The sequence below is a fragment of the Natronobacterium gregoryi SP2 genome, assembly GCF_000230715.2.
GTDB classification, from domain to species: Archaea; Halobacteriota; Halobacteria; order Halobacteriales; family Natrialbaceae; genus Natronobacterium; species Natronobacterium gregoryi.
Genome location: NC_019792.1, coordinates 2,239,626 through 2,264,551, shown reverse-complemented (window position 1 = coordinate 2,264,551; position 24,926 = coordinate 2,239,626). Strand labels below are relative to the sequence as shown.

Sequence of the window (24,926 nt, the reverse complement as noted above, 5' to 3'; positions counted from 1 at the left end):
ACTAGAGCCCCGGGACGCCAGCCGCGTTGAACCCCGTGATCCCGACCGCAGCGAGGGCGTACAGGACGATCAGGACGGTCACCCACGCGATCAGGCCGACCATCGCCGCGGCGGTCCAGCCGCCAGGATACCGGACGTTGATCACGGCGATGTAAGCCAGCAGGGCGAGTAACGGACCCAGAAGCGGTATCCAGCCGACGAAGAACCCGACGACCGCCCAGACGATCGCGCCGATCAACGCCGTGACGATGGCGTGGTCGTAGTCGCTCGCGCCGACGATGACGCGAGCGCCGACGTATATTCCGAGTGCGCCGACCAGCAGGCTGGCAACGAAGACGGCGAGTGAGGCGAGGACCATACCGGACGAGGGGTCGCCGACGCAAACAGTTCTCGGCTTGCATGTTCCGTCCGGACTGCACGACGATTGTCCAGGCAGCGCCGAAGGTATCCCCGACAAGTTCCGAAACCAAGACGTTGATGACACCCCCTCCCATACCAACCGAGTATGGCAACCGATCCGGCCCAGAGCGAACGGGCTGACGACACCTACGACGAGTTCGAGTCGCGAGTCGAACGCATTTCGAACGTCGGCAACGCCGCCGGCATCCTGCGCTGGGACCAGGAAGTCGTGATGCCCGAGGAGGGGACGCCCGCCCGGGCACAGCAACTCTCGACGCTGTCCTCGATCAGCCACGAACTGCTGACCGCCGACGAGACTGGAAAGCTGCTCGAGGAACTCGAGGACGCAGATCTCACAGACAAACAGGTTGCGGTCGTCCGCGAGGTCCGCCGACGATACGACCGCGAGACCAGCGTCCCGCAGGAACTCGTCGAGGAAATCTCGGAGACGACGGCCAACGCCCATCCAACGTGGAAAGAAGCGAAAGAGAACGACGACTTCGAGACGTTCGCGCCGACCCTCGAGAAACTCGTCGAACTCAAACGCGAGTACGCCGAACACGTCGATCCCGACGCCGATCCCTACGCCGTCCTCTTTTCGGAGTACGAACCGTATCTCGACCTCGAGACCGCAGAGCGCGTTCTCGAGCGGCTCCGAGACGAACTCGTCGCGCTGATCGAAGAGATCGACGCGAGCGAGTCGGATCTCGAGACCGACGCCTTCTCGGGCGAGTTCGACGACGACGATCAGGAGACGCTGGCCCGCGATGTCCTCGACTCGCTTGGCTACGACTGGGATCGCGGCCGTCTCGACACCGCACCGCACCCGTTCTCCTCGGGGACGCAGTTCGACGCCCGGGTGACGACCCGGTTCGAGGAGGACGACCTGCTCGGCTCGATCACGTCGACGATCCACGAGTTCGGTCACGCCAACTACACGCTCGGCTTGCCCGACGACGGCTACGGCACGCCGCTTGGGGAATCTCGTGACCTCTCCGTCCACGAGTCCCAGTCGCGGCTCTGGGAGAACCACGTCGGCCGCTCCCGGCCGTTCTGGGAGCAGTTCCTGCCGATCGCTCGCGAGCGGTTCCCCGAACTCGAGGATGTCACGCCCGAAGAGGCCTACGAGGCCGCGAACCAGGTCTACGACGACAACCTCATCCGAGTCGAAGCGGACGAACTCACCTACCACCTCCACATCGTCATCCGGTTCGAGATCGAGCGTGAACTCATCTCGGGCGATCTCGAGGTCGCTGACGTGCCCGAGGTCTGGAACGACAAGTACGAGGAGTACCTTGGCGTCCGCCCCGAGACCGACGCGGAAGGCTGCCTGCAGGATATCCACTGGTCGCACGGCTCCTTTGGCTACTTCCCGACCTACTCGCTGGGCTCGGTCCTCGCAGCACAGCTCTATGCCGCCGCGGAAGACGATCTCGGCGACCTCACCGACGACATCCGCGCCGGCGAGTTCGACGCGCTCAACGGCTGGCTCCGCGAGAACGTCCACCAGCACGGCTGCCGGTACACCACGCCCGAATTGATCGAGCAGGCGACCGGCGAGCCGTTCACCGCCGACTACTTCCTCGAGTACGTCGAGGAGAAGTACGGCAAACTGTACGGCCTCTAACAGCGGGGGAAACCTAATCAGTTCCTCGGTCTCTGCTTACTGGAGAACCCGCCTCGCTGTCCAGTACGAAACGATTTGGAACGAATCGAGGACGAGAGAAAAGAGCGTCCAGAAACGACGCTGGACGACGCGGATTCGTCCCGATGTACCACGGGCGGTCGTTTCCGGAGTGGCTCCGTCGGCCCGTCGGCTCGTTGGTTCGCTCCGACGGGCTCACCGCCACAGCCGCGACGCCATCGCCCGAAGGTGTCGCGGCGAGACGAGCGACGTCGGCCGATCCATGTGGACGCCGATCTCGCCGGACAACACTCGGAGGCCGATCCGCTGGACCGGTTCGGGCAGCGAGTACGCTCGACGAATCCACTGACCCAGGAACTGGTCGCGCTCGAGATCGTCGCGCCAGGCACGCTCGTAGGCCTCGAGCGTCGACGGCCAGTCGGGGTCGATCTTGCGGGCGGCGTGGTCGGCGCTGGTCATGCCATAGAGGATGCCGCCGCCGGTGAACGGCTTTGTCTGGCCAGCCGCGTCGCCGATCAGGAAGCCTCGGCGACTCGTCACTCGATTGGGCGGGCCGATCGGGATCGCACCCGAACAGCGACGGGCGACGTCGATCTCGTAGCCGTCGATCAACTCCTCGAAGTGTTTGTTCACCTGGACGCCCGGCGGGGCTGCGAGGCCGTACTCGACGCCGGCGTCGCCACGGGGGATACGCCACGCGAAGAACGTCGGTGCGGTGAGGTGGACGTCGACGAAGTCCTGGTGGTCTTCCTCCTCGGAGAAAGCGAGCACGCCGTGAAGCAGTTCGCCGGGTTCGGGGAGGCCGAGTTCCGCCCGCACCTTCGAGCGTGGGCCGTCACAGCCTGCGACCAGTTTCGCCTCGAACGTGTGAGTTTCGTCGGGGCCACTAGCGACGACTTCCACGCGGTCGTGGTGCTCGCGGACATCGGTGACGGTGTGGGCCTCGCGGACGTCGACACCGGCCTCGCGTGCGAGGGCGGCGAGATGCCGATCCAGTCCGACCCGGTCGACGACGTTCGAGGCGACCTCGTCCTTGTAGAAGGGGTACGCCTCGCTGTTCGGCCCGCCGACGTGAAACCGGGCACCGTAGATCTCGTTCTGGAGAAGTTCGTCGCGTGCGCCGTCACCCGTAAACGCCCAGACGTCGGTGCTGACGTGACCGGAACAGGCCAGTGGCGTCCCGACGGTTCCCTGCTCGAGTGCGAGCACGTCGTGCCCGCGTCGGGCGGCTCGCCGAGAGAACCGCGCACCGGCGGGGCCGACGCCCACGACGACAAAATCGTACATGTCAGTCACGTTCACGTCGGCCGATAAATATCCTGTCGAACGGGCGGAGGATCACTCGAGTAACTGGAAGAACCGCTCGATGTCACCCTCGAAGCGCTCGAGTAGCTCTCGGCCTCGCGTTCTGGTTTCCTCGGTGACGCGGACGTGGACCATCCCTTCGCCGGGCTGGCCGTAGACGACGCTCGCCCCGTCGGGTGCGGCGACGATCGCTGGGAGGGCGACGAGGTCCTCCTCGCCGTCGACCACGATCGTCGTCGGTTCGAGCCGCTCGAGTCCCTCACAGAGCGCCCAGACGACGTCTTCGGTGATCTCGGCGGGCGGGTTGACCGCCTCGAGGTTCGTCCGGGCGGTGACGGTCTCGCGAATCTCCTCGTCGACGGCCTCTCGCTCGGTTCGCTCGTCGACGAGCGCGAGGTCGGGTTCGTGGCCGGCTTCCAGGAGGTGGTAGGTGACGACATCGCCGACCGCGATCAGTGGCTCGCCGGCGGCCTCGAGCAGCGATTCGACGTCGGTCTCGATCGGCCCCATCGGTTCTTTGAGTTCGCTTCGAAGTTCTTCTGGGAGAACGAGTAGCTGATCGGCCGGGTCGGAGACCGCACCGTCGGTCGGATCGGAATCGTATTCGTCGCCCGTCACGGCTGTTTAGCGGACTTTCAGCGCGTACGCGCCGGGCTCGGTTATCTGCATCTCCGAGGCGATCTGGCTTTCTTCGGGGTGAGCGATGACGACGTAGCCCGCCCAATCCTCGGTCAGCGACGAGGAGTTACAGGCGTCACAGGTCTCGTTGTCCGGATCGTTGACGCGGTGACACTCGCGACAGACGAGACGATCGGATGCCATCGTTATTCACCTTCGGTTGCGGTTGCTTCGCGTTTTTCGTGTTCGTCCTCGAGCCACTCGTGTTTGCCGAGTCCTGGCTGTTTCGCAGTGAGACCGATCTTCGAGTCGCGCGGATTGCGTTCGTCGATGCTCTTGGTGACGATGCGAGCACGGACCGCGTCGTCGACCGTGAGCGTCCGACTGGACTCGTTGGAAGCGAGTTGCTGGTTCTCGCCGTCGAACGCGAGATACTCGTCGCTGATCTGGGAAACGTGAAGCAGACCGTCGACCGGCCCGATCCCGACGAAGGCACCGAACTCGACGACCTCGACGACCGTCCCGTCGACGACCTCCTGCATCTGTGGGTCGAACGTGACGGCGTCGAAGTCGGCTTCGTAGTAGACGCCGGGTTCGTTGGGCAACACCGTCCCTTCACCGATGTCGTGGACGTTGGTGATGGAGACGACGCTTCCCACCTCCTCGTCCATCTGTCCCTCGAGTTTGTCCTGCAGCAGTCGCTTCACGAGGTCCGGCGAGACGTCGCCGAGCTCCTCCGGCGGTACTTCCACCGTGTCTTTCAATCTAACCCGTTTGTACATCTATGGTTGAGTGATCGCTAACTTGTTTCTCCCGCGTAATGCAATTACCGGTATGCTCGCTTCGAGCACCCGGTCGCACAGCGGGCGGTCGTTCGTGACGACGTAGTCGACTGCGCCCTCGCGGGCGAGTTCGACCAAGGCGTCGTCTGCGTACGATGCCTCCGTGTCGACGACCAGACAGCGCTCGGTCGCCAGATCATGACCGACGTTCGCTGCCGTTCCCTCGGTGCCCCCCTTTTCGGAGAGCCGTCGCAACTCTTCGAGGACGGCCTGTGGAATCGTCGGGTCGAACGAATCGACCAACCGCTCGAGTTCGTCGAACAGTCGCACGTCGAGTTCGACCGGCATCATGAGAGCGCTCGTATCGAGTGCGACTCGTGTCCGGCCTTGGGAATCCATTCGTCGTCTCCTACCGTAGGCTTACTCCTTGAGTGTCCCGAGGCCGATCAGTCGCCAGCGTGCGCCGATCCGGCGGTTTATCGCGATCTTCGCGCCGGGTTCGGCCGCGACTGGCCGCTTGAGATTGACCTCACACTCGCCTTCTCGAGCGCTGGTGACCGCGCCGACGGTCGTCGCCGTCCCGACGGTCATCATCAGCGGTTCGCCCGTGCTGATATCCTCGATCTCGCCTTCCTCGCCGTCGGTGCCGACGACGCGATCGAGCAGGTCGACGTCCATCGTAAAGCCGTCCCAGGTCGGCGGCAGCGAGCCTGCGGGACCGGCCATCCGACCTGCAAGCGCGTCACCTTTGGTCAGCGACGGATCGAGGCCGGTACCGACGCCCAGCAGACCACCGGGGGTCGCGGCATCGACGTCCTCGCCGCCGGCCTGCAGCGACCGGATCGTCGTCTCGATCGGGACGTACTCGCTTTGACCACCTTCCTCGACCTCGCGGCCGGGCCGGATCTCGATCTCCTGGCCGACCTCGAGTTCGCCCTGGACGAGACTGCCGCCGAGGACGCCGCCGGCGAGGTCGTCGGCGGTCGTGCCGGGTTTGTTGATGTCGAAGCTCCGTGCGACGTGCATCAGTGGATCGGCGTCGGGATTCCGCTCTGGCGTGGGAATCTCCTCCTCGATCGCCTGCATCAGCAAGTCGAGGTTGACTTCCTGGCCCGCGGAGACGGGGACGACGGGAGCGTCTTCGGCGACGGTTCCCTCGACGAACTCTTGGATCTCCTCGTAGTTCTGTCGAGCCTGGTCGCCGCTGACGAGGTCGACCTTGTTCTGGGCGATGACGATGTTGTCGATCCCGATGATATCGAGTGCCATCAGGTGCTCTTCGGTCTGGGGCTGTGGCACGGGCTCGTTAGCGCTGATGACCAGCACGGCACCGTCCATCAGCGAGGCCCCCGACAGCATGGTTGCCATCAGGGTCTCGTGTCCGGGGGCGTCGACGAACGAAACCGTTCGCAGTGGCTCGCTCGCCGAGCCGCCCGGACACTCCTCGGCGACGGTGTAACACTCGGGTTCCTCGAGTCCCTCGCAGTGACGGAACGTCGCGTCCGCGTAGCCGAGCCTGATGGAGATGCCGCGTTTCATCTCCTCGCTGTGCTGGTCGGTCCACGACCCACTCAGGGCCTGAACCAGCGTGGTCTTGCCGTGGTCGACGTGACCGACGAGCCCGATGTTCACCTCCGGTTGTTGATTTCCTGCCATAAGACGATGAGTAATCTTGAGCATAGCTTCCCTCGTGCGCTTGATAAACCTACTGTTCTGCAGCCGGCCACGATGGGGGCCGATGAGCCGGTGTACCACCGTTCCGAACACCGACTGCTCGAGCGGCGTGGCGGGGCGTTTTTGTCCGCGCGTCGCCACGAGTCGGTCGTGAGCGAGTTCGCGTTCGAACTCGAGTTGTGTGCCCACCTCGAGCGCCGCCGCGAGGACGTACTCGCCCGCCAGCTCGGCGCGAGCGTCGCCGCTTCGGGCGGGCGGATACTCGACGCTGTGTGTGTCGAACCCGGCCCCGAGTTCGCCGAGCGGACGACGATCACGGCCGAGACGATCCCCGATGGGGCAATCGCGGCCGACGTCGGTCCCGGTCGAGCGCGATACTGGAAAGACGCCTTCGATGGCTACCATCCCGACCACGCCCGCCGTGCGATAGAACAAGCCTGCGAGATCGGCTTTTTCGAGCGCGAGCGCCACAAGGGACGCGAGTACGTCCGTCAGGTCACGCGCTACCCGGACTGGTACGGCCGCATCGTCGGCATCGAGAACAAACCCGACCTCGAGCGGCCAGGCGACCTCGAATCACAGCTTCGGACCGACGTCAGCCTCGCGGTCGTCGACGAGGTCGTCCTCGCGACCGAGAGCTACGTCACGCGGGCGCACCTGAACCGCATTCCCGACGAAGTCGGTGTCTGGCGCGTCCACCGGACCGACGACGGAATCGATCTCGAGGTGGTCCGCGAGCCGACCTCGCTCGCGGTCGATAAGCCGGGGATCGAACCGCTCGAGTTCCACCCCGGTCGAACCGACGTCGAAGTCGTCTCTCCCGAGGAGAAAGCGGGCACTCGCCGTCGCATCGCCGAGCGAGCGTACGGCAAGGGGTGGCGGACGTACGGGTTCCCGGACTGTACTGCCTGCAACGCGCAGAAAACCCAGAACGCGACCCTGCCTCACTGCGAGTGGCACGACCGGATCGTCGACGCGAACGCGGAGTGTGGCCCATCGTGTCCGGGCTACGAGTCCGGTCCGGCTCTGGACGTCGACCTCGAGGCCGAACGCGACCGACACACGTCGTGGCGATCGAAGCCGGCCGGTAAGCGACGACGGCAGTCGGGACTGGATCGGTTCGGCGGATAGCGGCGACGGGACGACACTCTGTGTGCAGGTCGCCAACGGCTGTGACGCCGGCCACGGACGTAACTTTTTCCAGGCCCGCTCCCACCACTATCGCTCCAAATGTAACCACTCAAGGTTTCTTCAGATGAGGTCACGGGAATAGATTTTACACTGTAGAGGTGGTCTCGCCGTACGATGTCTAGTGACACTGACACCGTCGACGAACGGCGAACCGCTATCCGAACCCGCCATCGTGAAGCGGCCGAAACAGCCCTTCCTGAACACACCGACCTCTACGTCGGCGGCGAGTTCGTCGTTGCAGACGAGAGAGAGACGTTCGATACCGTCGATCCCACGACTGGTGAAGTACTCGAGTCGGTCGCTCGCGGGACAGCGCCAGACGTAGACGCGGCCGTCGACGCGGCGTGGACGGCGTTCGATGAGACGTGGTCGGAGTTTTCGGCGGGACGACGCCAGCGCGTGTTGACGGCTATCGGCGATACCATCGAGGACCACACAGCGGAACTCGCGACACTGGAGAGTCTCGATAATGGGAAGCCGATTTCGGAGGCCAAAGTCGACGTCCGCGGGGCGGCCGAACAGTTCCGCTTCTTCGCGGGGATCGTCCGAGAGAACTCCGGCGAGACGATGACTGCCGACTCCCGGCACGGCCAGGTCATCAAAGAGCCCTACGGCGTCGTCGGGCAGATCATTCCGTGGAACTTCCCGCTGTTGATGGCGTCGTGGAAACTCGCACCCGCACTCGCAGCCGGCAACTGCTCCGTGCTGAAACCGGCCGAACAGACCCCGCTGTCTGCGCTTCGACTCGCGGAACTGATCGACGATGTCGTCCCCGACGGCGTCGTCAACGTCGTTCCCGGGTACGGCGAGGAGGCGGGTGTGGCCGTGTCGGGCCACCCGGACGTCAGGAAAGTGGCGTTCACCGGGTCGACAGCAGTTGGCAAGCAAGTAATGAAACGTGCAGCCGACACCGTCACCGACGTGACACTCGAACTCGGTGGCAAGAGCCCCGTCGTCGTCTTCCCAGACGTGAACCCGAAGAAAGCCGTCGCGCTCGTGCAGTCGGCGATCTTCTACAACACTGGGGAGTGCTGTGAGGCCGGATCACGGCTGTTCGTCCACGAGGACATCGCTGACGAGGTGCTGGACGGACTGGTCGCCGCGATCGGCGAGATGACCATCGGTGATCCGCTCGACAAAGAGACCGACCTCGGCCCGAAAGTTTCCCAGAAACAAGTCGACCGGACGCTCGAGTTTCTAGAGTCCGCTCGCGAAGACGGTGGAGAGTTCCTCGCCGGCGGTGGTCGGCCCGACGACGTACTCGAGGACGGCTGTTACGTCGAGCCGACGCTGATCGAGGGGCTCGATCACGACAGCGAACCAGCCCAGGAGGAAATTTTCGGTCCGGTCCTCGACGTGTTCCGCTGGGACGACTACGACGAGATGATCGAACTCGCAAACGACGTGGCGTATGGTCTCGCCGGTGGCGTCGTCACCGACGACATCACGACGGCGCACACGACGGCTCGAGACATCGACGCGGGATACATCTGGATCAACAGTTACCACGACCTCGTTCCCGGGTTGCCGTTTGGCGGCTACAAGCAGTCCGGCATCGGCCGCGAGCTGAGTGGCGAGACGCTGGATCACTACCAGCAGACGAAGACGATCAACCTCTCGTTGCGCTGAGTAACGAACATACGGTTTACTGTCAGTCATTTCCGGCACAACCGCGACCCGGGCGGCGGTTGCGCCGGTAAATCGTTACAGTAATCCGTACAGTCGGCCCGCCAATTCCTCGGATGGAAACGTTTGGGCTTTCGACCCCAGCCATTCGAACGAGCTAGCCGCCGTACTTCCCTGCTACAGCACGTACTCCTCGCCGTCGACCGCCAGCGGCTCCTCGAACGCTTCCTCCACCGGATAGTAGTGAGCGGCGTGGACCAGCCGCGTCCGATCGGCGTTCAGATCCTCGGCGAGCGCGAGCGCACCCTCTCGAGTCATGTGTTTCGTCCCGAACGTCCGGGGGATGCCGTCGGGTCCCTCGTGGCGGCCGCCGGCCGGGTGGTACTCGCAGAAGTGGGCGGGAACGATCGCGTCGGCCACCAGGAGGTCGGGATCGGCGAGCACCGCCCTGGACTGGTCGGGGATGCCGTAGCTCGTATCGCCCGAAAGCGACAATTTCGCGCCCGTCTCGGGGTCTTCGATCGCGAGGCCGTAACAGACCAGTGGTGGGTGGTCGACCGGAACCAGCGTCACGTCGAACCCGCAGGTCCGGACGGGATCGAGCGGCGTCGTCGCGTGAACCTCGAGCGCCTCGAGATAGTGGTAGTCCTCGGCGACGGTCTCGGCGACGCTCTGGCCGGTCTTCGGATCGGTCTCGCCGGCCGCGTACACGGTCAACGCGTCGACGAGACGGAAGACGTTGCCCAGTCCGTCCAGGTGGTCGAAGTGAACGTGGGTGACGACGGCGGCGTCGGGGAGCGAGACGCCGTCTCGCAGGAACTGGTAGCGAAAGTCCGGGCTGAAATCGACCAGCAGCGACTCGCCGGTTCGCTCGTTTTCGACGTGAACCGAGAACCGGGTCCGCTCGAGGCCTCGCTCGCGAGCAGCCTCGCAGGTGTCACAGTCACAGCCGACGGTGGGCGTTCCCGTCGTGTCGCCGGTACCGAGCAGCGTTACCCGCATCGGACTGGTCAAACGTACGAGACGCCTTCCTCGAGTGCCTCTTCGACGAGCGGATGCTCCTGTTGGTCCTCGAAGCGGTCGGCCGGAAGCACGTAGACCTCGACGACGACCTCGCGTTCGATGCCGACCGTCTTGCCGAGACGCTCGAGTCGTCGCTCGCGCTCCTCGAGCGTCGGTCCGTCGTCGTCTTCCTCGAGAACGATCAGGAACTCGATCGACGCGTGGACGCCGCGGTCGTCGCCCCGCATGGCATCACCGAACGCAATGAGTCGGTTAATCGAGTCGCCACACTCGCTCCATGCACGCTCGGCGAACGCTGTGGCAGCATCACCGTCGTCGCCCTCGTCCACCTGCTCGAGTCGTGTCTCCTCTCTCATCGTGATCGAATTGGCAGTCGACCCGTAAGGACGTTGCCACTGATGGAGTACTAGGTCTGGGTTGCCGGTCGATATCTATCGGTCTCAGTTCCTTCGACTTCAACTGTCCCGTGACGGAGGCCCTCGTTCAGATGCTACCTGATTAGCAGCCTGTACTGATGGAGAAGAATATTGTTTGCTGAAACTATATGTCCGACCGAGGAAAAGTGTAAATGTACGATAACGACATGGGCGTCGGTAAGAGCGTCAAGCTCGGTGGAATCCTCTACCTTGTACTAATCCTGTGGTATCTTCTGCTCGTTGGCATCCAGTCACTGTTCGCTGGCGACCTCACGGGGCCGTACGAAGGACCGTTCTTCGTCGCTCTCTACGGCAGTGTGCCGCTCGTCGCAGGCTGGGCTGGATTTACGGATAAAACGTTTCTCACTGCCGCTGTCGTCGCACTCGTCCCACTGGCAGTCCTTCTTACAGTTGGACTGGTCGGCACCGTACTCGAGCCACTCGGCGGCGAACAGGAGCCGTACGCCCCCCTGCTCGTCTATCTGTTTGCCTACCAACTCGTGGCGAGCGTACTACTCAGCGGAATCGGATACGGGATCGGATCCTATCTCGGGTGATTCCTGGTCGAGTCCGAACTGACGTGTTCTTTCACCGATTTATCGGATTCGTCGCTGTCCTCGGGTTCGTACTCGTACTCCCGGAGCAGATCCGGCTCGACGTCGCGCAACACGGCTTCGTGGGTCGCCTCGAGCACGACCGGCGGCGCACAGCCTCCCTCTTCGGCCTCGAGCCACCGTCCCAGACAGAGACACCAGCGATCGCCCGGCTCGAGGCCGGGAAAGTCGAACTCGGGGTTCGGCGTGACGAGGTCGTTTCCCTGTGCCCGGCTGAACGCGAGGAATTCCTCGGTCATCACCGCACAGAGTTCGTGTCGGCCGCGGTCGGAGTCGACACGCCGACAGCAGCCGTCCCGTAGAAACCCCGTCGTCGGATCGGTGCTACAGGGCTCGAGTTCACCTCCGTAGACGTTGCGGTCACTTCGCTCGTTACCGTCGCCTTGCGTTCCCGGAGCGTCCGACATACAGTCGGTATGGCGGGCCAGGAGCGAAAAGGCTGGTGCTGTGGTAGTCGTTTGCCGCAGTTACTGACGGCTGCAAGTCGGAACGCTGATACCATTTCTCTCGAAGAAAGCGATATGGTCGACCAGTTCGTCATGCAGACGATCCATCTGGTGTTTGCTTCGGTCTGGGCCGGAAGTGTCGTCTACGTCGCGTTCGTCGTGTTGCCACTGGCCCGTGATGGCGCGTTCACCTCGACGGCACCGCTCGAGACGATTGCGAGCAAGTTGACGACGATCTCTCGCGTGAGTGCACTGGTGTTGTTGCTCACTGGTGGTCACCTCGCGGGGACTCGCTACAGCTCCGAGTCCCTGTTCGGCACGATCAACGGCCAACTGGTGCTCGTGATGGTGCTGCTGTGGCTGGCGCTTGCCGCACTCGTCGAGATTGGTTCGAAACGGTTCGAATCGGGGCTCAACGGGAAGAAGCTACGCGAACCGGCTGCCGACGCGCTCGGACTGTACCGGATCGCCGCTGTCGTCGCGGTCGCGTTGCTCGTCGTTGCCGGCGCGATCACGACGAACGTCGCCGCGGTGCTGTAGGTTCACTCTCGATCTCGACCAGTCTTCTTCGGATCGACATTCTTGCGAAAGATACTTAATCAGTTGCTGTAACGTACTCCCCATGATGTTCAGGGGGAACGGCATGGCACTCTCACTGCTCGCGGTCGGGACGGCGGCGGCCGCTGGCTACCTGCTCCGGTCGCGACGGTCTCGCGTCGAGACCGCGCGATCGAAGGCCGACCTCGGCGCACGGATCGTCAGCCAAACCGACGTTCCCGATGGCGCAACGATCGTCGACGCTTCGTCCGAACGGCTGTCACAGATCCCCGGGGCGCGACGGGCGATCACTCGAGCGCTCCGAAACGACGCCCGCAAAGAGTGGGAACACGTCACGCTCGATCGGGAGGGGGCTTGGTCCATCGTCGACAGCGTCCGGGACTCGCTTCCCTACTACGACGGCGACGACTCCGAGTACAACGGCGTGTACGTCCTCTGTAACGACCGAATCGTCGTTCTCGACGCGATCGGCTGGGCGCGTCTCGAGCAACCACGTCACTGACCGCGCCCCAAATCACAACCACTACTTCCGTCCCCGCCGGAGCCACTGGCATGCAACTGGGCGTCATCGGACTCGGACGCATGGGACGGATCGTCGTCGATCGACTGCTCGCGGCAGATCACGACGTCGTCGCCTTCGACATCGACGACGAAGCCGTCGACGAGGCGGCAAACGCGGGCGCACGACCCGCAGACTCTATCACCGATCTCGCGGCGAAACTGGACAGTGCCGACGGCAAGCACGTCTGGCTGATGGTGCCTGCGGGCGACGCCGTCGACGCGGCACTCGAAGAACTCGAGCCATCCCTCAGCGCCGACGACGTGGTCGTCGACGGCGGTAACTCCTACTTCGAAGACTCGGTCCGACGCGCCGAGTCCTGTCCGGCCGCGTATCTCGACTGCGGAACGTCGGGCGGTCCCGCGGGCGCGGAACTGGGCTTTTCGCTGATGATTGGCGGCCCAGCGGACGCCTACCAGCGACTGACACCTGCTTTCGACGCTGTCGCTACTGGTCCCGACGGCCACGAACGGATGGGGCCCGCAGGGTCGGGACACTACGTGAAGATGATCCACAACGGTGTCGAGTACGCGCTCATGCAGGCCTACGGCGAGGGGTTCGAACTGCTCCACGAGGGTCGGTACGACCTGGACCTCGAAAATGTCGCGTCGGTCTGGAACAACGGCGCTGTCATCCGCTCGTGGCTGCTCGAGCTCTGTGAAGAGGCGTTTCGTGAGGAAGGGAACGATCTCGGCGACGTCGCCGACCGCGTCGAGGGCGGTTCGACAGGCACCTGGACGGTCCAGGAGGGACTCGAGCAAGAGGTTCCGCTGCCGCTGATATACACGGCGCTCGGCGAGCGCTTCGGGTCGCGGGCTGACGACGGCCGGTTCTCGCGGCGGCTGGCGAGTCGACTTCGGTACGGGTTCGGCCGTCACACGGTTCCCCGCCGAGAGTGACCGCTGCTGGACCGGACGATCCAGGCGAGAAGCGACAACGGAACGACGGCGTGGACCACCCTCGGTAGGAGACCGCCACGCTCTAGCCGCAAAACGATGTCGGCGGGAGTAGCTACAACTCTCGGCCGCCGAGACTCGAGAGCACTACTACCGCCGTGTCCATACCGGCCGAAACATCGAAGAGGGGTTCCACATCTTCGAACTGCGAGTTGACCGTTTCCATAACTCGTGGGTGGGCAGTCGGCGGAGCGCCCGCAAATGGAGTGAGACGTTTGTGCATTACTACAACCATCAGAGACCGCATCAATCACTCGATGGACGGACCAACTGACAAGGTGTTACACTAGACGGTGCCCTTAGAAGCACTCTGCCAGACGGTTTGCTGTCAGTCAGTTCCGACGCGACCGCGGGCTCCTGCGGTCGCGCCAGGACATCGGGACAGCAGTCCGTATCAGTCGGCGTGTTGTGTTCGTTTGGTCCGGTTCGTCGTCGGGACGCCGTGACCAGACAATGCCATCGCGAACAATACGAGCGGTGAGAGGAGGCCGAACAGGTAGTACGGGGCATACGAGAGCGTCGAGACACCCGTTGCTGACGCCATGAAGACGCCACCGGCATGCCACGGAATGAGCGCGCCAGTCGGTGTTCCTGCAGCCTCGATCGCTCGCGAGAGTTCGTCGCTATCCAGACCGAACTCCTCGTAGAGGTTCCGCAGCGTCATTCCAGGCAGAACGATACTCATGTACTGCTGGGCGGTAAGCCCGTTGATGAGGATTGCGGCTGCGCCAGTGCCCGCGATCAGGCTGCCGGAGCTACTGACACCCTGGGACAGGTGGTACGCCAGTACGGCAAGGACGCCGGTCTTCTCGAGTAGACCGCCGAGCACTAGCGCAGCGACGACGACGGTAATCGTCCACGCGGAGCCGGTGAGGCCCCCGGTCGCGAGCAGGTCGTTGACTAACTCGGAGCCGGTCTCGAGTTCGGTTCCCTCCATGAAGACTTCCCAGGCAGGGACGAGATGTGTTCCCTGGACGAGCATCGACGTAAAGACGCCCGCGAAGGTGCCGACGACCAGTGTCGGGAGGGCTGGATACCCTTTCAGAGCCAGTCCGAAGGTGATTGCTAGTGGTACGAAGACGAACACGGAGATTTCGTACGCGCCGGTGACGGCCGACTGGATCTCGGCGACTCGATCGGCGGGGACGGCACCACCAGCCTGCAAGCCGAGCGCGGCGAATCCGACAAGCGAGAGGCCGAAGGCGATGGCGGTGCCCGTTCGCATACGGTAGATGTGCTCGTACAGCGGCGTATTCGTTACGCCGGCCGCGAGGTTCGTCGTATCCGACAACGGTGATTGCTTGTCCCCGGCATATGCCCCCGAGATGACTGCGCCGACGGTCATCGGGCCCGGAACGCCAAGCCCTGCACCGATCCCGACGAACGCGACGCCGAGCGTCCCGACCGTCGTCCACGACGAACCGATCGCAAACGCGACGACGGCAGCGAGGATCGCAGCAACGGGAAGGAACACGTGCGGCGACAGTAACTCGAGGCCGTAGTACATAATCGCCGGAATCGTCCCGGCGTCGACCCAAGTTGCGATGAGCGCGTAGATCGTGAAGATGATCAGGATCGCCTGCAGCCCCATGAGGAGGCCGTTCGCGACGCCGTCGTAGAGATCTGACCAGGAGTAGCCCAGATAGTGGCCGAACGCACCCGTAGTGACGATACTCCAGAGTAGTGGGACGTGTGGATCGAGTCCGAGGAGAGCCGAGCCGATTCCGAGGAAGATGACGACCGCAAGCACTGGAACGAGCGCGAACCGGACGGATGGCCGTCGGTCGGGGTCCAACTCGTCGATCGTCGTCGGCGTAAAGTCGAGTGTCATCGCTGGCGATATGCGCCGAGGGAATAAAAGACTTGTAAAATATAACTTCAAAATATGTGGTTTGGTATCGAGGCATTCAGTTTCGTGATCGAAAGCGGTCCGCTGGCAGCGGTAACCGAACCCGTAGAACGACAGGTCGGAGATGAGGTTACATCGCGCAAACTCGTCGTCGACATCGTCGACACTCCGTTTCGGGACAGCTGTCGCCTCGAGGTTGTCGAATTCGACCTGCAACTCCTTGAGGAATCTGTCGGCATCGTACCGAACGCAGCCTGTACAAAAGAGGACGATACTGACGAAGAGTAGCGGAGGCAGAACAGGACAGACAGCGCCGTCAGCAGCGGTACTGGTGCAGTTGGCATCGATGTGAGTCCTAGTGCTTTGGCAAGCCTGAACGGATGAGTGAAACCGAATGCGGTCGTCTGGGTTCACTCAGCAGTCGACGCTTGGCGGAGTCCTAGTTTGCGTCGATACCGGGTCCGACCGTCGAAAGGCGGGTTTCTGGACTCTGTCCCGTAGCCATCGGACGGAACGGCCCCGACACGTCTGTTTTCTGGTAGTGTCCGTTTGCGGCCGCATTCGGACTGATCACCCTGATCGAGGGTGACCTCCTCCTCCTCGCCGTTCACGGCGAGGTTTCCCACGGCACTGCACCGCTGAGTTGGAATATTTGCTGGTTTACGACCTGTCGGCATGACAGGCCGATGGCGTTCACGAGAACGGCGTTCTCGTGCAGCCCATCAGAAATCAACGATTTCTGAGGACGGGGCCACACCGCCGTTACTCCTCTCTCGGCAGGGGACTCGGAGTTATCTTGACCGAGACATCACAGCAGTTCGAGAGGGTGTCTCGAACGTTCTAGGCCTTGGAGTCCCGATATTGTCCGATTAGGTTGGCGGACGTACCGCCTCGGTGTCTGTCATACTATAATGCGATCCAACGTAACTATCCATCTTGCTGCTGAGCGTGGTTTGTGTCGGCGGTGTCGGATTCACGCCCGTCGTCAACGACGGGATTCTCTCTGTGTAGAAAATCGACGGAGCCACCGCTTTTCGGTGTGACAATCGGAAAACGATACCCCTGTGCTGGAACAGCCTACAGCCGTTCGACGTTCGTCGCGCGCGGGCCTTTGTCGGCCTGTTCGATGTCGAACTCGACTTCCTGACCTTCTTCGAGGTCAGGGCCGCCAACGTCTTCCATGTGGAAGAAAACGTCCTCGTCCGCGTCCTCAGTCTCGATGAAACCGTAGCCGCCAGTGTCGTTGAAGAATGCGACCGTACCTTGCGCCATTGCAGGTCTACAAAGCCACGACGGAGATATAAATGTTCGGGGCACTCGACGCGATCGGGTCGATCCGTCCGTCTCGAGGCGGCTACGACAGGCGAAAATCAGCTCTCGTCACCACTCCTTGCAGTCGGGACAGACGAACGCGTCCCCGTCACGCCAGACGCGATCACTGTCGTCGCCACACCGCCTGCACTCGTGGTCGCCCCACGCATACGTCGACTGCACGGCCGTGCAGCCGTCTTCGCCGTCGCCTGCCTCGAGGTCGGCCGTCCCGCTCGACTCGTCGTCCCCATCGTCCGCCGTCGTAAACGTCGAGAGCATCGCGTCGTCGGTCACGCCCACCGATACGACCGGTTGGGGCTTAGTCGCACCGACTCGTGGTGGTACAGACAGGTAGTTTCCCCTGGGACAGACCGGCACGACCAAGTACCGCCACTGACAAGTCTCAGGTATGGAACCCATGCCACTGAACGTCATCGTGGACAACATCCTCGAGATGAACGAACTATTCATGGACGTCGCAACCGGCGATGGCCTCGCGGGGCTTCTGGTTCTCGTCGGAAGCCTGCTGGTCGTCTTCTCGATCGCCGTCTTCGGTCTCCTGACGCTGGGAGCCGTCGGTAGTCTCTTCTCCTCGAACTCGATTTGAAGACGCCGCCTTGCTACTCGGTCGCCCGATCGAGTGCCTCGCCCGCCCGTTCGATCGCATCCTCGAGATCCGGCCCCAGCGGCGAGCCGACGACGATTCCGTCGACGTACTCGAGTGCCGCTTCGAACCGTTCGGCAACCGTTGCCGTCGTCCCCGCGATACAGAACGCGTCGATCATCTCGGGTGTGACGTGGCCGAACGCCTCGGGGAGGTCGCCCGCCTCGAGCGCTTCACTGATCGTCGCTGCCGTCTCGCGGTCGACATCGTGTCGCTCGAGCACCGGATCGGCTGCGCCGCCGACGATGAAGGCCACCGGCGGGCGCGCGGCTTCGCGGGCCTCCTTTTCCTCTGCGGCGACGCTGACGCTCGCGAACGCGAGCGACTCGAACGCGCCGTAGTCGTCCGGCCGATCCGCCAGTCCCTGCTCGATCTGTCCCGCCGACCACTCGAGGTCGCGCGGATGAGCGGCGTTGATCAACACGCCGTCGGCGTGCTTGCCGCTCATCCGGAGCATGTGTGGCCCCTGCGCGCCGACGTAGACCGGAATCTCGTCCGATGTGGGCTCGAGGTTCAGCGAGGCGTCCTGGGCAGTGAAGGTCCCGTCGTGGGTGACGGTCTCGCCAGCCCACAGCTTGCGGGCGATGTCGAACGTCTCGAGGACCCGCCGCAGCGGTCGGTCGTGCTCGATGCCGAGGTTCGCCAGCGACGATCGGTCGCCAGCGCCGACGCCGAAGACGGCGCGGCCGTCGCTGACTTCGTCGATCGTCGCCGTCTGGGCGGCCAGCCGTACCGGATGGGTCTCGTAAGGGTTGACGATCCCCGGCCCCAGCCCGATCTCGTCGGTCGTTTCCGCCATCCGCGAGCAGACGACGAACGGATCGCGGTTGAAGTAGTGGCTGCTCGTGAAGGCCACGTCGAACCCCTCGTCTTCGGCGAGTGCCGCGAGCGACGCCATCCGGTCGGGCGAGTGTTCGGGTGTCAGTTCGATACCCCAGGTCGGTTCGTCGGTATTGTGCGTCATTGCTGGAACTCCCACTCTCGCAGTGCCTGTCGGACGAGGTCGTCCTCGACCGACCGGAACAGTTCGTCGCTTCCCTCGAGGTCGCCGAACTCCCAGTCGCGAACGACGACAGCGGGCGTGCCGTCGGCTCCCTCGCCGGTGACGAGATTCGCCGCCGCCGCGAGTTCGTCGACGACCGACTGGACGGTGACGCCGAGTTCTCGTCCGTCGCGGTCTCGTTCGCCACGCCAGTCCCGGCTCGCGGGCATCCCCGTCCAGCCGATCGCGACGCCGCGTTGCCCGTGTCGGAACGGCCGACCCGAGGTGTCGGTGACGATCACCGCGACGTCTTCGATGCCGCGGTCCTCGAGCCCCCGTCGAATCCGCTCGGCGCTCTCGCCCGGTCGCTTCGGCAACAACAGCAGGTCGTGCTCCGGCACGTTCGACCGATCGATCCCCGCGTTGACCGTAATGTGTCCGAAGCGCGTCTCTGTCAACAGGAACGGCGCGTCGATCAGCAGTTCCGTACTCTCTTCGAGAACGGCCTGTGCGAACCGCGGATCTTTCTGCTCGCCCGCCACATCCTCGATCCGGTCGGCGATTTCGCGGGCCCGCCCACTGACTGGATACTCCGCGAGGTCGGCCGTCCGATCCTCCGCCTTCGAGACGACCGTGCTGGCGACGGTGAGCACCTCGGCCGACTCGAGGTCGTCCCCGGCCCGATCGACGATCAACTCGGCGAGGTCGTCGCCGGGACGGATCTCGGGCAGGTCCGTCACTGGCGTCAGTTCCATACCGGAGAGTTGGGGAGCGGCGTCAAAAGCGCACCGTCACCGGAGAATAGGCACAACAGTGAGACAACTCGATCCAAACAGGAAAACATCCATACATCACAAACACGTATATCGACACATGCCGATCGATATCGAAACGTTCGAGCGAGAATCCGAGTTCGACTCCGAGCGGACGAACGCGGAGCGGATTCTCTCCTTTCTCCTGACGAACGACGACAAGGCGTTTCGTCGGCAGGAGATCGCCGACGCGACGAATATCGATCCGAACGCCGTTAGTGCCGTGCTGAGCCGGCTGAAAGAGCGAAATCTCGTCCGACACAAGCCACCGTACTGGGCGGCCGACAATCGGGAGCGCATCCGGGGGGCAGTCGATTTCAGTCGGAGTCTCGAGACGCTGAACGAGCGACTCGGTACCGAGGATATGGACGAGTGGCGCGACGCCGCTGCTGACGGGCCGCATCCAAACGAACGAGAGCACGAATGAAGTACGAACGCGGAGACGTCGTCGAAGCCGGCGATCCGTTCGACGAAGAAAAGCCTAGTCGCCCGTTCGTCATTTGTAACACCGAAGAACATCCGTTCGATGGCGAGCAATACGTCGCGGTGACTCTCACGACCAGAACGTGGTACGACGAGACGATCCCAGTCACCGAAGACGACTTTCGCGACGGCGGATTGCCAAAGCGGAGTTTCCTCGTTCCCTGGGGCGTCGTCTCGCTGAACCACGACGAAATTCTCGAGTGGTTCGACCGAATCGAAGACGCCCGCGTAGACGAAGCGGTCGGCCGACTCGTCGAATATTTGCAAGAGTAATCGCTGGCTGGAAACAGCCGTGGTGCTACCGAGGACTGGGATCTATAGGTCGCACGACGGTGAAACGTACTATTCGTCGGCAAGTCGCTCCAGGGAGTCCGCGATCCGCTCTAGCGCCCGAATGATCCGTCCGACGACGTACAGTGCGACGATGAGAAGACAGCCGGCGAGGGTAAACGCCGGTCGAATCGCCCAGAACTGTGCCAGGACGGCAAACGCGACGATCACGCCGAGCAGAGAGCCGTATTCCGTCAGTCGATATCGGTCGAAGACGGACCGCTCGCTGGTTGCCATACGAACTGTTAGGAATGTTTAAATAAATACCTGTTGGCGAGTTCGAACGACTACGAGCGAGCCTGCTCGAACAACGTTCCGGGGCCGTCGACCTCGAGCCCTGCCACTCGAGCGACGTCCCACAGCGTCGCGCCGTTGCTCGTCACCACGGGGACGCCGAGGTCGTTCTCGAGTTCCTCGACCGCGGCGAGCGAGCGGTAGTTCGTACAGGAGACGAAGACGGCGTCGACGTCCGCGGCGTCGACTCCCTCGCGAGCCTGTTCGGTTGCGTCCTCTGGCGTCAGCGCACCGATCTCGACGTTCGCCTCGATGCCACGGCCGTCGATGCTCGTGACCTCGATGCCCGACTCCTCGAGGAACTCGCGTTCCTTCTCGTCGAGGTCGGCGGTATAGGGGGTCTGGACAGCGATCCGGTCGACGTCGAGCGCCTCGAGTGCCCGGACGACCGAGCGTGCGGTGGCGACGGCGGGTGCGTCGGCGGCCGTCCCGATTTCTGCCTCGAGTGCGGCGTCGAAGCCGGGGCCATGCAGCAGGCTTCCGGTGGTACAGGCGTAGGCGACGGCGTCGACGTCGGCGTGGCCGAGCAGTTCGGCCGCCCGGGTAACGTCGTTGCTCATCGCGTCGAGTGCGTCGACGGTGACCGACTCGAGGGACATTCGTGCGCCGTGGACGGTTACCGAGTCGGATAGCGCCGCTCGGAACTCGGGTTCGGCGGTCGTGTTCGACGAGGGGACGATCAGTCCGAGTTGGCCGGTCGGAGCGCCGCGAGTCGACATGGGTTCACTCGGTCCGTTTGCCGCCGCGACGGTCTCCCTCGAGCGCCTCCTCGTCGCGCTCGTCGGGGTCGCCGTGTCCGCCGCCGCCGGGGGTGCGGACCGTCACGGTCGTCCCAGCCTCGACATCGACGGTCGTCTTCGCGGGCACCGACTGGCCGTCGATCAGGTTCTGGCCGGTCGCACCGTCCTCGCCGCCGGCGACGCCCTTCGGCGCGTGGCGACGCCGTTCTGTCAGCAGCGAAACGGTCGCGTCTTTCTCGACGGTGACGGTGCGCTCGAGGCCGAGCCCTCCTCGATACCGGCCGCGACCGCCGCTGTTCTCCCGGAGCGCGTACCGATCGACTCGAAGCGGGTACTCGGTCTCGATCGACTCGACGGGCGTGTTCAGCGTGTTGGTCATCCCGACCTGGACGCCGTCCATCCCGTCGCGGTCCGCTCGGGCGCCGAAGCCGCCGCCGATCGTCTCGTAGTAGGTGAACGAGCCGTCGCGCGCGCCGATGGTCAGGTTGTTCATCGTCCCCTGGCCCTGGGCGGGCACGCGATCCGGCGCGGCCTTCGCGAGTGCGGTAAAGACGACGTCGGTCACGCGCTGGCTGGTCTCGACGTTGCCACCGACGACGGCCGCGGGTGGCTCGGGGTTGAGCAGCGTTCCCGCGGGCGCGTGGACGCTGACGGGTTCGTAGCAGCCGTGGTTCGGCGGGATCTCGGGATCGGTGACACAGCGAACGACGAAGTAGACCGCGCTCTTGGCGACCGCAAGCGGCGCGTTGAGATTACCCGCGAGCTGGTCGTCGGTGCCTGCGAAGTCGACGTCGATCGTCTCGCCGTCGATCGTCACTGTCACCGAAATCTCGAAGTCGTCGTCGGTGACGCCGTCACCCTCTAAGACGTCGGTCGCCTCGTAGCTGCCGTCCGGCAGGTCGGCGATCTCGTCGACGATCCGCTCGCGAGAGTAGTGGATGACGGCGTCGAACGCCTCGAGCACCGTTTCGCGGCCGTGTTCGGCGAACAGCGCCTCGAGTCGGTTCGCCGCACGTTCGTTCGCAGCGAGCTGTGCTCGCAGGTCCGCACGTCGCTCGCGGGGGTTGCGGACGTTCGCGAGTACGAGCGAGTGGACATCCTCGCGGAGCTGTCCACCCTCGACGAGTCGCGTCGGCGGGAGGCGCAGCCCCTCCTGGTAGATCTCCCGTGCGCCCGCGGGCATACTGCCGGGAGTCATCCCGCCGATGTCGGCGTGGTGGGCACGGGAAACGGCGTAGCCGACGATTTCGTCGTCGGCCGAAAGCGCCGACACCATCGTCACGTCGGGCAGATGCGTTCCACCAGTGAAGGGGTCGTTGAGGACGAACACGTCACCTGGCTCGGGTTCGCAGTCGCGGACGGCGTCGACGGCCGCCGGCATCGCTCCGAGGTGAACCGGGATGTGTTCGGCCTGAGCGATCATCCGCCCCTCCGCGTCGAACAGTGCCGTCGAGCAGTCCCGCCGTTCCTTGATGTTCGGCGAGTACGCGCCGCGAATCAGCGTCTGGCCCATCTCTTCGGCGACGCTCTCGAGTTGGTTGCGAAGGACTTCGAGCGTCACTGGATCGATCGCGTCGGTCGCGTCGGTCGCGTCGGTCATCGGTCGTCCACCCCCTCTCGAGTCATCACGAGCGTCCCATCTGTTAGAATCTCGCCTGCCCACGTCGGGGGGACGACGGTCGTACTCTCGGCCTGCTCGAGGATCGCCGGCCCCGAGATCGTCACGCCGGGTGCGAGACGATCGCGCTCGTAGACGGTCGTCTCCCGCGGACCGGTGCCGGGGAAGTGCGCCTCGCGCGTGCCGACCAGCGCGTCGCCTTCGCCCTCGTGGCGGACGGTCGGCTCCGTGCCGGGAACGGTCGCCGTCGTCCGCAGGTTGACGACCTCGATCGCCTCGTCCATCGCGTAGCCGTAGGCCCGCTCGTGAGACGCGTGGAAACGCTCTGCCACCGCGGAGGCGTCGAAGGAGTCGTCGACGGGAACGGTGAGTTCGAAGCTCTGGCCGGCGTACCGACAGTCTGCGGCGCGTTCGACCGTCGCCGCGTCCGGCTCGGAGACGTCGCCGAGCACGTCCGCGACGAGGTCGTCGTAGACATCCTCGAGCGATTCCGGTTCGGCCTCCTCGAGGCCGACGCCGACGGTGCGGACGGCGTCGTAGCTCTCGTCGGCCGCGAGCAGGCCGAACGCAGAGAGGACGCCGCCTGGCCGCGGGACGACGACGCGGTCGACTGCGAGTGCATCGGCGAGCGCCGCGGCGTGCATCGGCCCCGCACCACCGAACGCGACCAGCGCGAACTCGCGGGGGTCGTGGCCGCGTTCGACGGTCACCGAGCGGATCGTCCGGGTCATCGTCGCGTTCGCGACCCGGTAGACGCCCTGGGCGGCCTCGAGTGCGCCCTCGAGGCCGACCTCGTCGGCCAACTTCTCGAGGGCTGTGTGGGCTGCCTCGACGTCTAAGGTCAGCTCGCCGCCGAGTTCGGTCTCGGGGCCGATGTAGCCAAGCACGACGTTGGCGTCGGTGACGGTGGGGTTCGTTCCTCCCTTGCCGTAACAGGCAGGGCCGGGTTCGGCACCCGAGGACTGGGGGCCGACTCGGAGTGCCCCGCCGGCGTCGGCCCAGGCGATCGAGCCGCCGCCAGCGCCGACGGTGTTGACGTCGACCATCGGCGTCCGGATCGGCAGGCCGGCGATTTCGGCGTCGGTGGTTCGTTCGGCCTGGCCGTCGCGAACGAGGCTCACGTCGCTCGAGGTGCCACCCATGTCGAAGGTGACGAGCCCCGAGACGTCGTCGTCGGAGACGGTCGCAGCCGCACCGACGACGCCCGCCGCGGGACCGGACATCGTCGTCGTGACAGCGTGTTCGCGGACGGTCTCGGGGTCGGCGATACCACCGTTTGCTTGCATGATCCGTGGAGCCGGAATCCCTGCGTCGTCGGCCTCGTCGACGAGTCGGCCGACGTAGCTGTCGATCGCCGGGCGGACGTAGGCGTCGACGGCCGTCGTCGACGTGCGCTCGAACTCGCGGAACTCCGCGAGCACCTCGTGAGAGGCCGACACCGGCACCTCGAGTTCCTCGCGCAACGTCTCCGCGACGACGCGTTCGTTCTCGGTGTCGGCGTAGGCGTGCAGCAGGCAGACCGCAACTGCCTCGACGTCGCGCTCCTGGATCGTCGCCGCCAGAGCACGGACATCGTCGGGGTCGGCCTCGGACTCGACTCCCTCGTCGGTCGTCCGTTCGTCGACCTCGAACCGCAGTTCGCGCGGGACGAGTGGATCGGGTTTCTTGGCCTCGAGATCGTACAGATCTGGTCGGTCCTGGCGACCAATCTCGAGGACGTCGCGGAACCCCGCAGTCGTCACGAGAGCGGTCTTCGCGCCGCCACGCTCTAAGAGAGCGTTGACCGAGACGGTCATCGCGTGAGCGAAGTCGTCGATCTCGCCGGGGTCGATCCCCCCGCGCTCGCAGGCTTTGTGGATGCCCTCGAGGACGCCGACGCTCTGGTCGTCGGTGGTCGGCACCTTCGCGGTGACGAGCCGGTCGTCGACCGAGAGAGCGACGTCGGTGAACGTCCCTCCGACGTCGACGCCGATTCGAGTGTCGTTCGGTTGGTTTTCGCCGTTCATACTGGTAGTCGAGATATCCTGCTGG

30 protein-coding genes and 1 pseudogene are annotated in these 24,926 nt (G+C 64.3%); 12 read left to right on the top strand and 19 right to left on the bottom strand.

Features of this window, described 5'->3' with window-relative positions; translation table 11 throughout:
• Window position 1 precedes the first annotated feature (1 nt).
• Window positions 2-358: a hypothetical protein gene (locus NATGR_RS11335; RefSeq protein ID WP_005579422.1), complete on the bottom strand. Its 357-nt coding sequence runs from the start codon at window positions 356-358 to the stop codon at window positions 2-4.
• A 147-nt stretch (window positions 359-505) separates the two neighbouring features.
• On the opposite strand from NATGR_RS11335, the gene NATGR_RS11330 reads away from it, so the two are divergent.
• Complete coding sequence (locus tag NATGR_RS11330) at window positions 506-2,026, top strand: carboxypeptidase M32 (RefSeq protein WP_005579421.1); 1,521 nt, start codon at window positions 506-508, stop codon at window positions 2,024-2,026.
• A gap of 213 nt (window positions 2,027-2,239) precedes the next feature.
• On the opposite strand, the gene NATGR_RS11325 is transcribed toward NATGR_RS11330, so the two are convergent.
• The 6 genes from NATGR_RS11325 to NATGR_RS11300 are packed head-to-tail and all read right to left on the bottom strand — an operon-like array spanning window position 2,240 to window position 6,405.
• Complete coding sequence (locus tag NATGR_RS11325) at window positions 2,240-3,331, bottom strand: geranylgeranyl reductase family protein (protein ID WP_005579420.1); 1,092 nt, start codon at window positions 3,329-3,331, stop codon at window positions 2,240-2,242.
• A 51-nt stretch (window positions 3,332-3,382) separates the two neighbouring features.
• Window positions 3,383-3,967, bottom strand: coding sequence for a GTP-dependent dephospho-CoA kinase family protein (locus NATGR_RS11320; protein ID WP_005579419.1), 585 nt, complete (start codon window positions 3,965-3,967; stop codon window positions 3,383-3,385).
• Between the two features lie 6 nt (window positions 3,968-3,973).
• Window positions 3,974-4,171, bottom strand: a complete 198-nt coding sequence (gene spt4, locus NATGR_RS11315) for a transcription elongation factor subunit Spt4 (protein ID WP_005579418.1) — start codon at window positions 4,169-4,171, stop codon at window positions 3,974-3,976.
• 2 nt (window positions 4,172-4,173) lie between these two features.
• On the bottom strand, window positions 4,174-4,749 hold the full coding sequence (locus NATGR_RS11310) for a DNA-directed RNA polymerase (RefSeq protein ID WP_005579415.1): 576 nt from the start codon (window positions 4,747-4,749) through the stop codon (window positions 4,174-4,176).
• Entirely contained in the window at window positions 4,750-5,148 is a 399-nt protein-coding gene (locus tag NATGR_RS11305; protein ID WP_005579414.1) for a PIN domain-containing protein, read from the bottom strand.
• A 21-nt stretch (window positions 5,149-5,169) separates the two neighbouring features.
• Window positions 5,170-6,405, bottom strand: coding sequence for a translation initiation factor IF-2 subunit gamma (locus tag NATGR_RS11300; protein ID WP_005579413.1), 1,236 nt, complete (start codon window positions 6,403-6,405; stop codon window positions 5,170-5,172).
• Window positions 6,406-6,573: 168 nt separating this feature from the next.
• On the opposite strand from NATGR_RS11300, the gene NATGR_RS11295 reads away from it, so the two are divergent.
• Both NATGR_RS11295 and NATGR_RS11290 read left to right on the top strand, forming a co-directional pair.
• A complete protein-coding gene (locus NATGR_RS11295; RefSeq protein WP_015233601.1) occupies window positions 6,574-7,554 on the top strand; it encodes a DUF5787 family protein in 981 nt (326 codons plus the stop codon).
• Window positions 7,555-7,728: 174 nt separating this feature from the next.
• The gene (locus NATGR_RS11290; RefSeq protein ID WP_005579411.1) at window positions 7,729-9,243 is read left to right on the top strand and encodes an aldehyde dehydrogenase family protein; all 1,515 of its coding nucleotides are present in this window, start codon (window positions 7,729-7,731) and stop codon (window positions 9,241-9,243) included.
• Between the two features lie 174 nt (window positions 9,244-9,417).
• On the opposite strand, the gene NATGR_RS11285 is transcribed toward NATGR_RS11290, so the two are convergent.
• Both NATGR_RS11285 and NATGR_RS11280 read right to left on the bottom strand, forming a co-directional pair.
• Window positions 9,418-10,242 carry an MBL fold metallo-hydrolase gene (locus tag NATGR_RS11285; protein WP_005579410.1) on the bottom strand — a complete coding sequence of 275 codons (825 nt, stop codon included), beginning with the start codon at window positions 10,240-10,242 and terminating at the stop codon, window positions 9,418-9,420.
• 8 nt (window positions 10,243-10,250) lie between these two features.
• Window positions 10,251-10,619, bottom strand: a complete 369-nt coding sequence (locus NATGR_RS11280; RefSeq protein ID WP_005579409.1) for a hypothetical protein — start codon at window positions 10,617-10,619, stop codon at window positions 10,251-10,253.
• A gap of 212 nt (window positions 10,620-10,831) precedes the next feature.
• On the opposite strand from NATGR_RS11280, the gene NATGR_RS11275 reads away from it, so the two are divergent.
• Window positions 10,832-11,236, top strand: coding sequence for a hypothetical protein (locus tag NATGR_RS11275; RefSeq protein ID WP_005579408.1), 405 nt, complete (start codon window positions 10,832-10,834; stop codon window positions 11,234-11,236).
• Here NATGR_RS11275 and NATGR_RS11270 read toward each other — a convergent pair.
• On the bottom strand, window positions 11,224-11,700 hold the full coding sequence (locus NATGR_RS11270; RefSeq protein ID WP_005579407.1) for a DUF2237 family protein: 477 nt from the start codon (window positions 11,698-11,700) through the stop codon (window positions 11,224-11,226). The two genes, NATGR_RS11275 and NATGR_RS11270, sit on opposite strands and share 13 nt — an antisense overlap.
• 114 nt (window positions 11,701-11,814) lie before the next feature.
• On the opposite strand from NATGR_RS11270, the gene NATGR_RS11265 reads away from it, so the two are divergent.
• The 4 genes and pseudogenes from NATGR_RS11265 to NATGR_RS18905 form a co-directional block, all read left to right on the top strand.
• Window positions 11,815-12,279, top strand: coding sequence for a hypothetical protein (locus NATGR_RS11265; protein WP_005579405.1), 465 nt, complete (start codon window positions 11,815-11,817; stop codon window positions 12,277-12,279).
• 82 nt (window positions 12,280-12,361) lie between these two features.
• Window positions 12,362-12,799 carry a hypothetical protein gene (locus NATGR_RS11260; RefSeq protein ID WP_005579404.1) on the top strand — a complete coding sequence of 146 codons (438 nt, stop codon included), beginning with the start codon at window positions 12,362-12,364 and terminating at the stop codon, window positions 12,797-12,799.
• 50 nt (window positions 12,800-12,849) lie between these two features.
• Window positions 12,850-13,755 carry a phosphogluconate dehydrogenase (NAD(+)-dependent, decarboxylating) gene (gene gnd, locus NATGR_RS11255; RefSeq protein ID WP_005579403.1) on the top strand — a complete coding sequence of 302 codons (906 nt, stop codon included), beginning with the start codon at window positions 12,850-12,852 and terminating at the stop codon, window positions 13,753-13,755.
• A gap of 172 nt (window positions 13,756-13,927) precedes the next feature.
• Window positions 13,928-14,086 (top strand): annotated as a pseudogene (locus NATGR_RS18905) (integrase core domain-containing protein); the annotation flags it as partial.
• Window positions 14,087-14,206: 120 nt separating this feature from the next.
• Here NATGR_RS18905 and arcD read toward each other — a convergent pair.
• Window positions 14,207-15,643: an arginine/ornithine antiporter ArcD gene (arcD, locus tag NATGR_RS11250; protein WP_005579402.1), complete on the bottom strand. Its 1,437-nt coding sequence runs from the start codon at window positions 15,641-15,643 to the stop codon at window positions 14,207-14,209.
• 54 nt (window positions 15,644-15,697) lie between these two features.
• Between arcD and NATGR_RS11245 the strand changes: the two genes are divergently transcribed.
• Window positions 15,698-15,949: a hypothetical protein gene (locus tag NATGR_RS11245; protein WP_005579401.1), complete on the top strand. Its 252-nt coding sequence runs from the start codon at window positions 15,698-15,700 to the stop codon at window positions 15,947-15,949.
• 789 nt (window positions 15,950-16,738) lie between these two features.
• Here NATGR_RS11245 and NATGR_RS11240 read toward each other — a convergent pair.
• Together NATGR_RS11240 and NATGR_RS11235 are read right to left on the bottom strand one after the other, a co-directional pair.
• Window positions 16,739-16,933 carry a cold-shock protein gene (locus NATGR_RS11240; RefSeq protein ID WP_005579400.1) on the bottom strand — a complete coding sequence of 65 codons (195 nt, stop codon included), beginning with the start codon at window positions 16,931-16,933 and terminating at the stop codon, window positions 16,739-16,741.
• 108 nt (window positions 16,934-17,041) lie between these two features.
• A complete protein-coding gene (locus NATGR_RS11235) occupies window positions 17,042-17,266 on the bottom strand; it encodes a DUF7573 domain-containing protein (protein ID WP_074929685.1) in 225 nt (74 codons plus the stop codon).
• A gap of 115 nt (window positions 17,267-17,381) precedes the next feature.
• Between NATGR_RS11235 and NATGR_RS11230 the strand changes: the two genes are divergently transcribed.
• Entirely contained in the window at window positions 17,382-17,579 is a 198-nt protein-coding gene (locus tag NATGR_RS11230; RefSeq protein ID WP_015233598.1) for a hypothetical protein, read from the top strand.
• A gap of 13 nt (window positions 17,580-17,592) precedes the next feature.
• Here NATGR_RS11230 and NATGR_RS11225 read toward each other — a convergent pair whose 3' ends face one another.
• The gene (locus NATGR_RS11225) at window positions 17,593-18,600 is read right to left on the bottom strand and encodes a 5,10-methylenetetrahydromethanopterin reductase (RefSeq protein ID WP_005579397.1); all 1,008 of its coding nucleotides are present in this window, start codon (window positions 18,598-18,600) and stop codon (window positions 17,593-17,595) included.
• Complete coding sequence (locus NATGR_RS11220; RefSeq protein WP_005579396.1) at window positions 18,597-19,373, bottom strand: coenzyme F420-0:L-glutamate ligase; 777 nt, start codon at window positions 19,371-19,373, stop codon at window positions 18,597-18,599. The genes NATGR_RS11225 and NATGR_RS11220 overlap by 4 nt, the downstream gene beginning before the upstream one ends.
• 118 nt (window positions 19,374-19,491) lie before the next feature.
• Here NATGR_RS11220 and NATGR_RS11215 point away from each other — a divergent pair, with 118 nt between their 5' ends.
• The gene (locus tag NATGR_RS11215) at window positions 19,492-19,857 is read left to right on the top strand and encodes a MarR family transcriptional regulator (RefSeq protein ID WP_005579395.1); all 366 of its coding nucleotides are present in this window, start codon (window positions 19,492-19,494) and stop codon (window positions 19,855-19,857) included.
• Window positions 19,854-20,186: a hypothetical protein gene (locus NATGR_RS11210; RefSeq protein ID WP_005579394.1), complete on the top strand. Its 333-nt coding sequence runs from the start codon at window positions 19,854-19,856 to the stop codon at window positions 20,184-20,186. Before NATGR_RS11215 ends, NATGR_RS11210 begins: the two co-directional genes overlap by 4 nt.
• A 69-nt stretch (window positions 20,187-20,255) precedes the next feature.
• Here the strand turns inward: NATGR_RS11210 and NATGR_RS11205 are convergent, their stop codons facing one another.
• The 4 genes from NATGR_RS11205 to NATGR_RS11190 are packed head-to-tail and all read right to left on the bottom strand — an operon-like array spanning window position 20,256 to window position 24,901.
• Window positions 20,256-20,480, bottom strand: a complete 225-nt coding sequence (locus NATGR_RS11205; protein WP_005579393.1) for a hypothetical protein — start codon at window positions 20,478-20,480, stop codon at window positions 20,256-20,258.
• A 50-nt stretch (window positions 20,481-20,530) separates the two neighbouring features.
• Window positions 20,531-21,256 (bottom strand): maleate cis-trans isomerase family protein, encoded by a 726-nt coding sequence (locus tag NATGR_RS11200; protein WP_005579392.1) that lies wholly within the window; start codon window positions 21,254-21,256, stop codon window positions 20,531-20,533.
• 4 nt (window positions 21,257-21,260) lie between these two features.
• Window positions 21,261-22,877, bottom strand: a complete 1,617-nt coding sequence (locus NATGR_RS11195; RefSeq protein ID WP_015233597.1) for a hydantoinase B/oxoprolinase family protein — start codon at window positions 22,875-22,877, stop codon at window positions 21,261-21,263.
• Window positions 22,874-24,901, bottom strand: a complete 2,028-nt coding sequence (locus NATGR_RS11190) for a hydantoinase/oxoprolinase family protein (RefSeq protein WP_394295395.1) — start codon at window positions 24,899-24,901, stop codon at window positions 22,874-22,876. Before NATGR_RS11190 ends, NATGR_RS11195 begins: the two co-directional genes overlap by 4 nt.
• Window positions 24,902-24,926 lie beyond the last annotated feature (25 nt).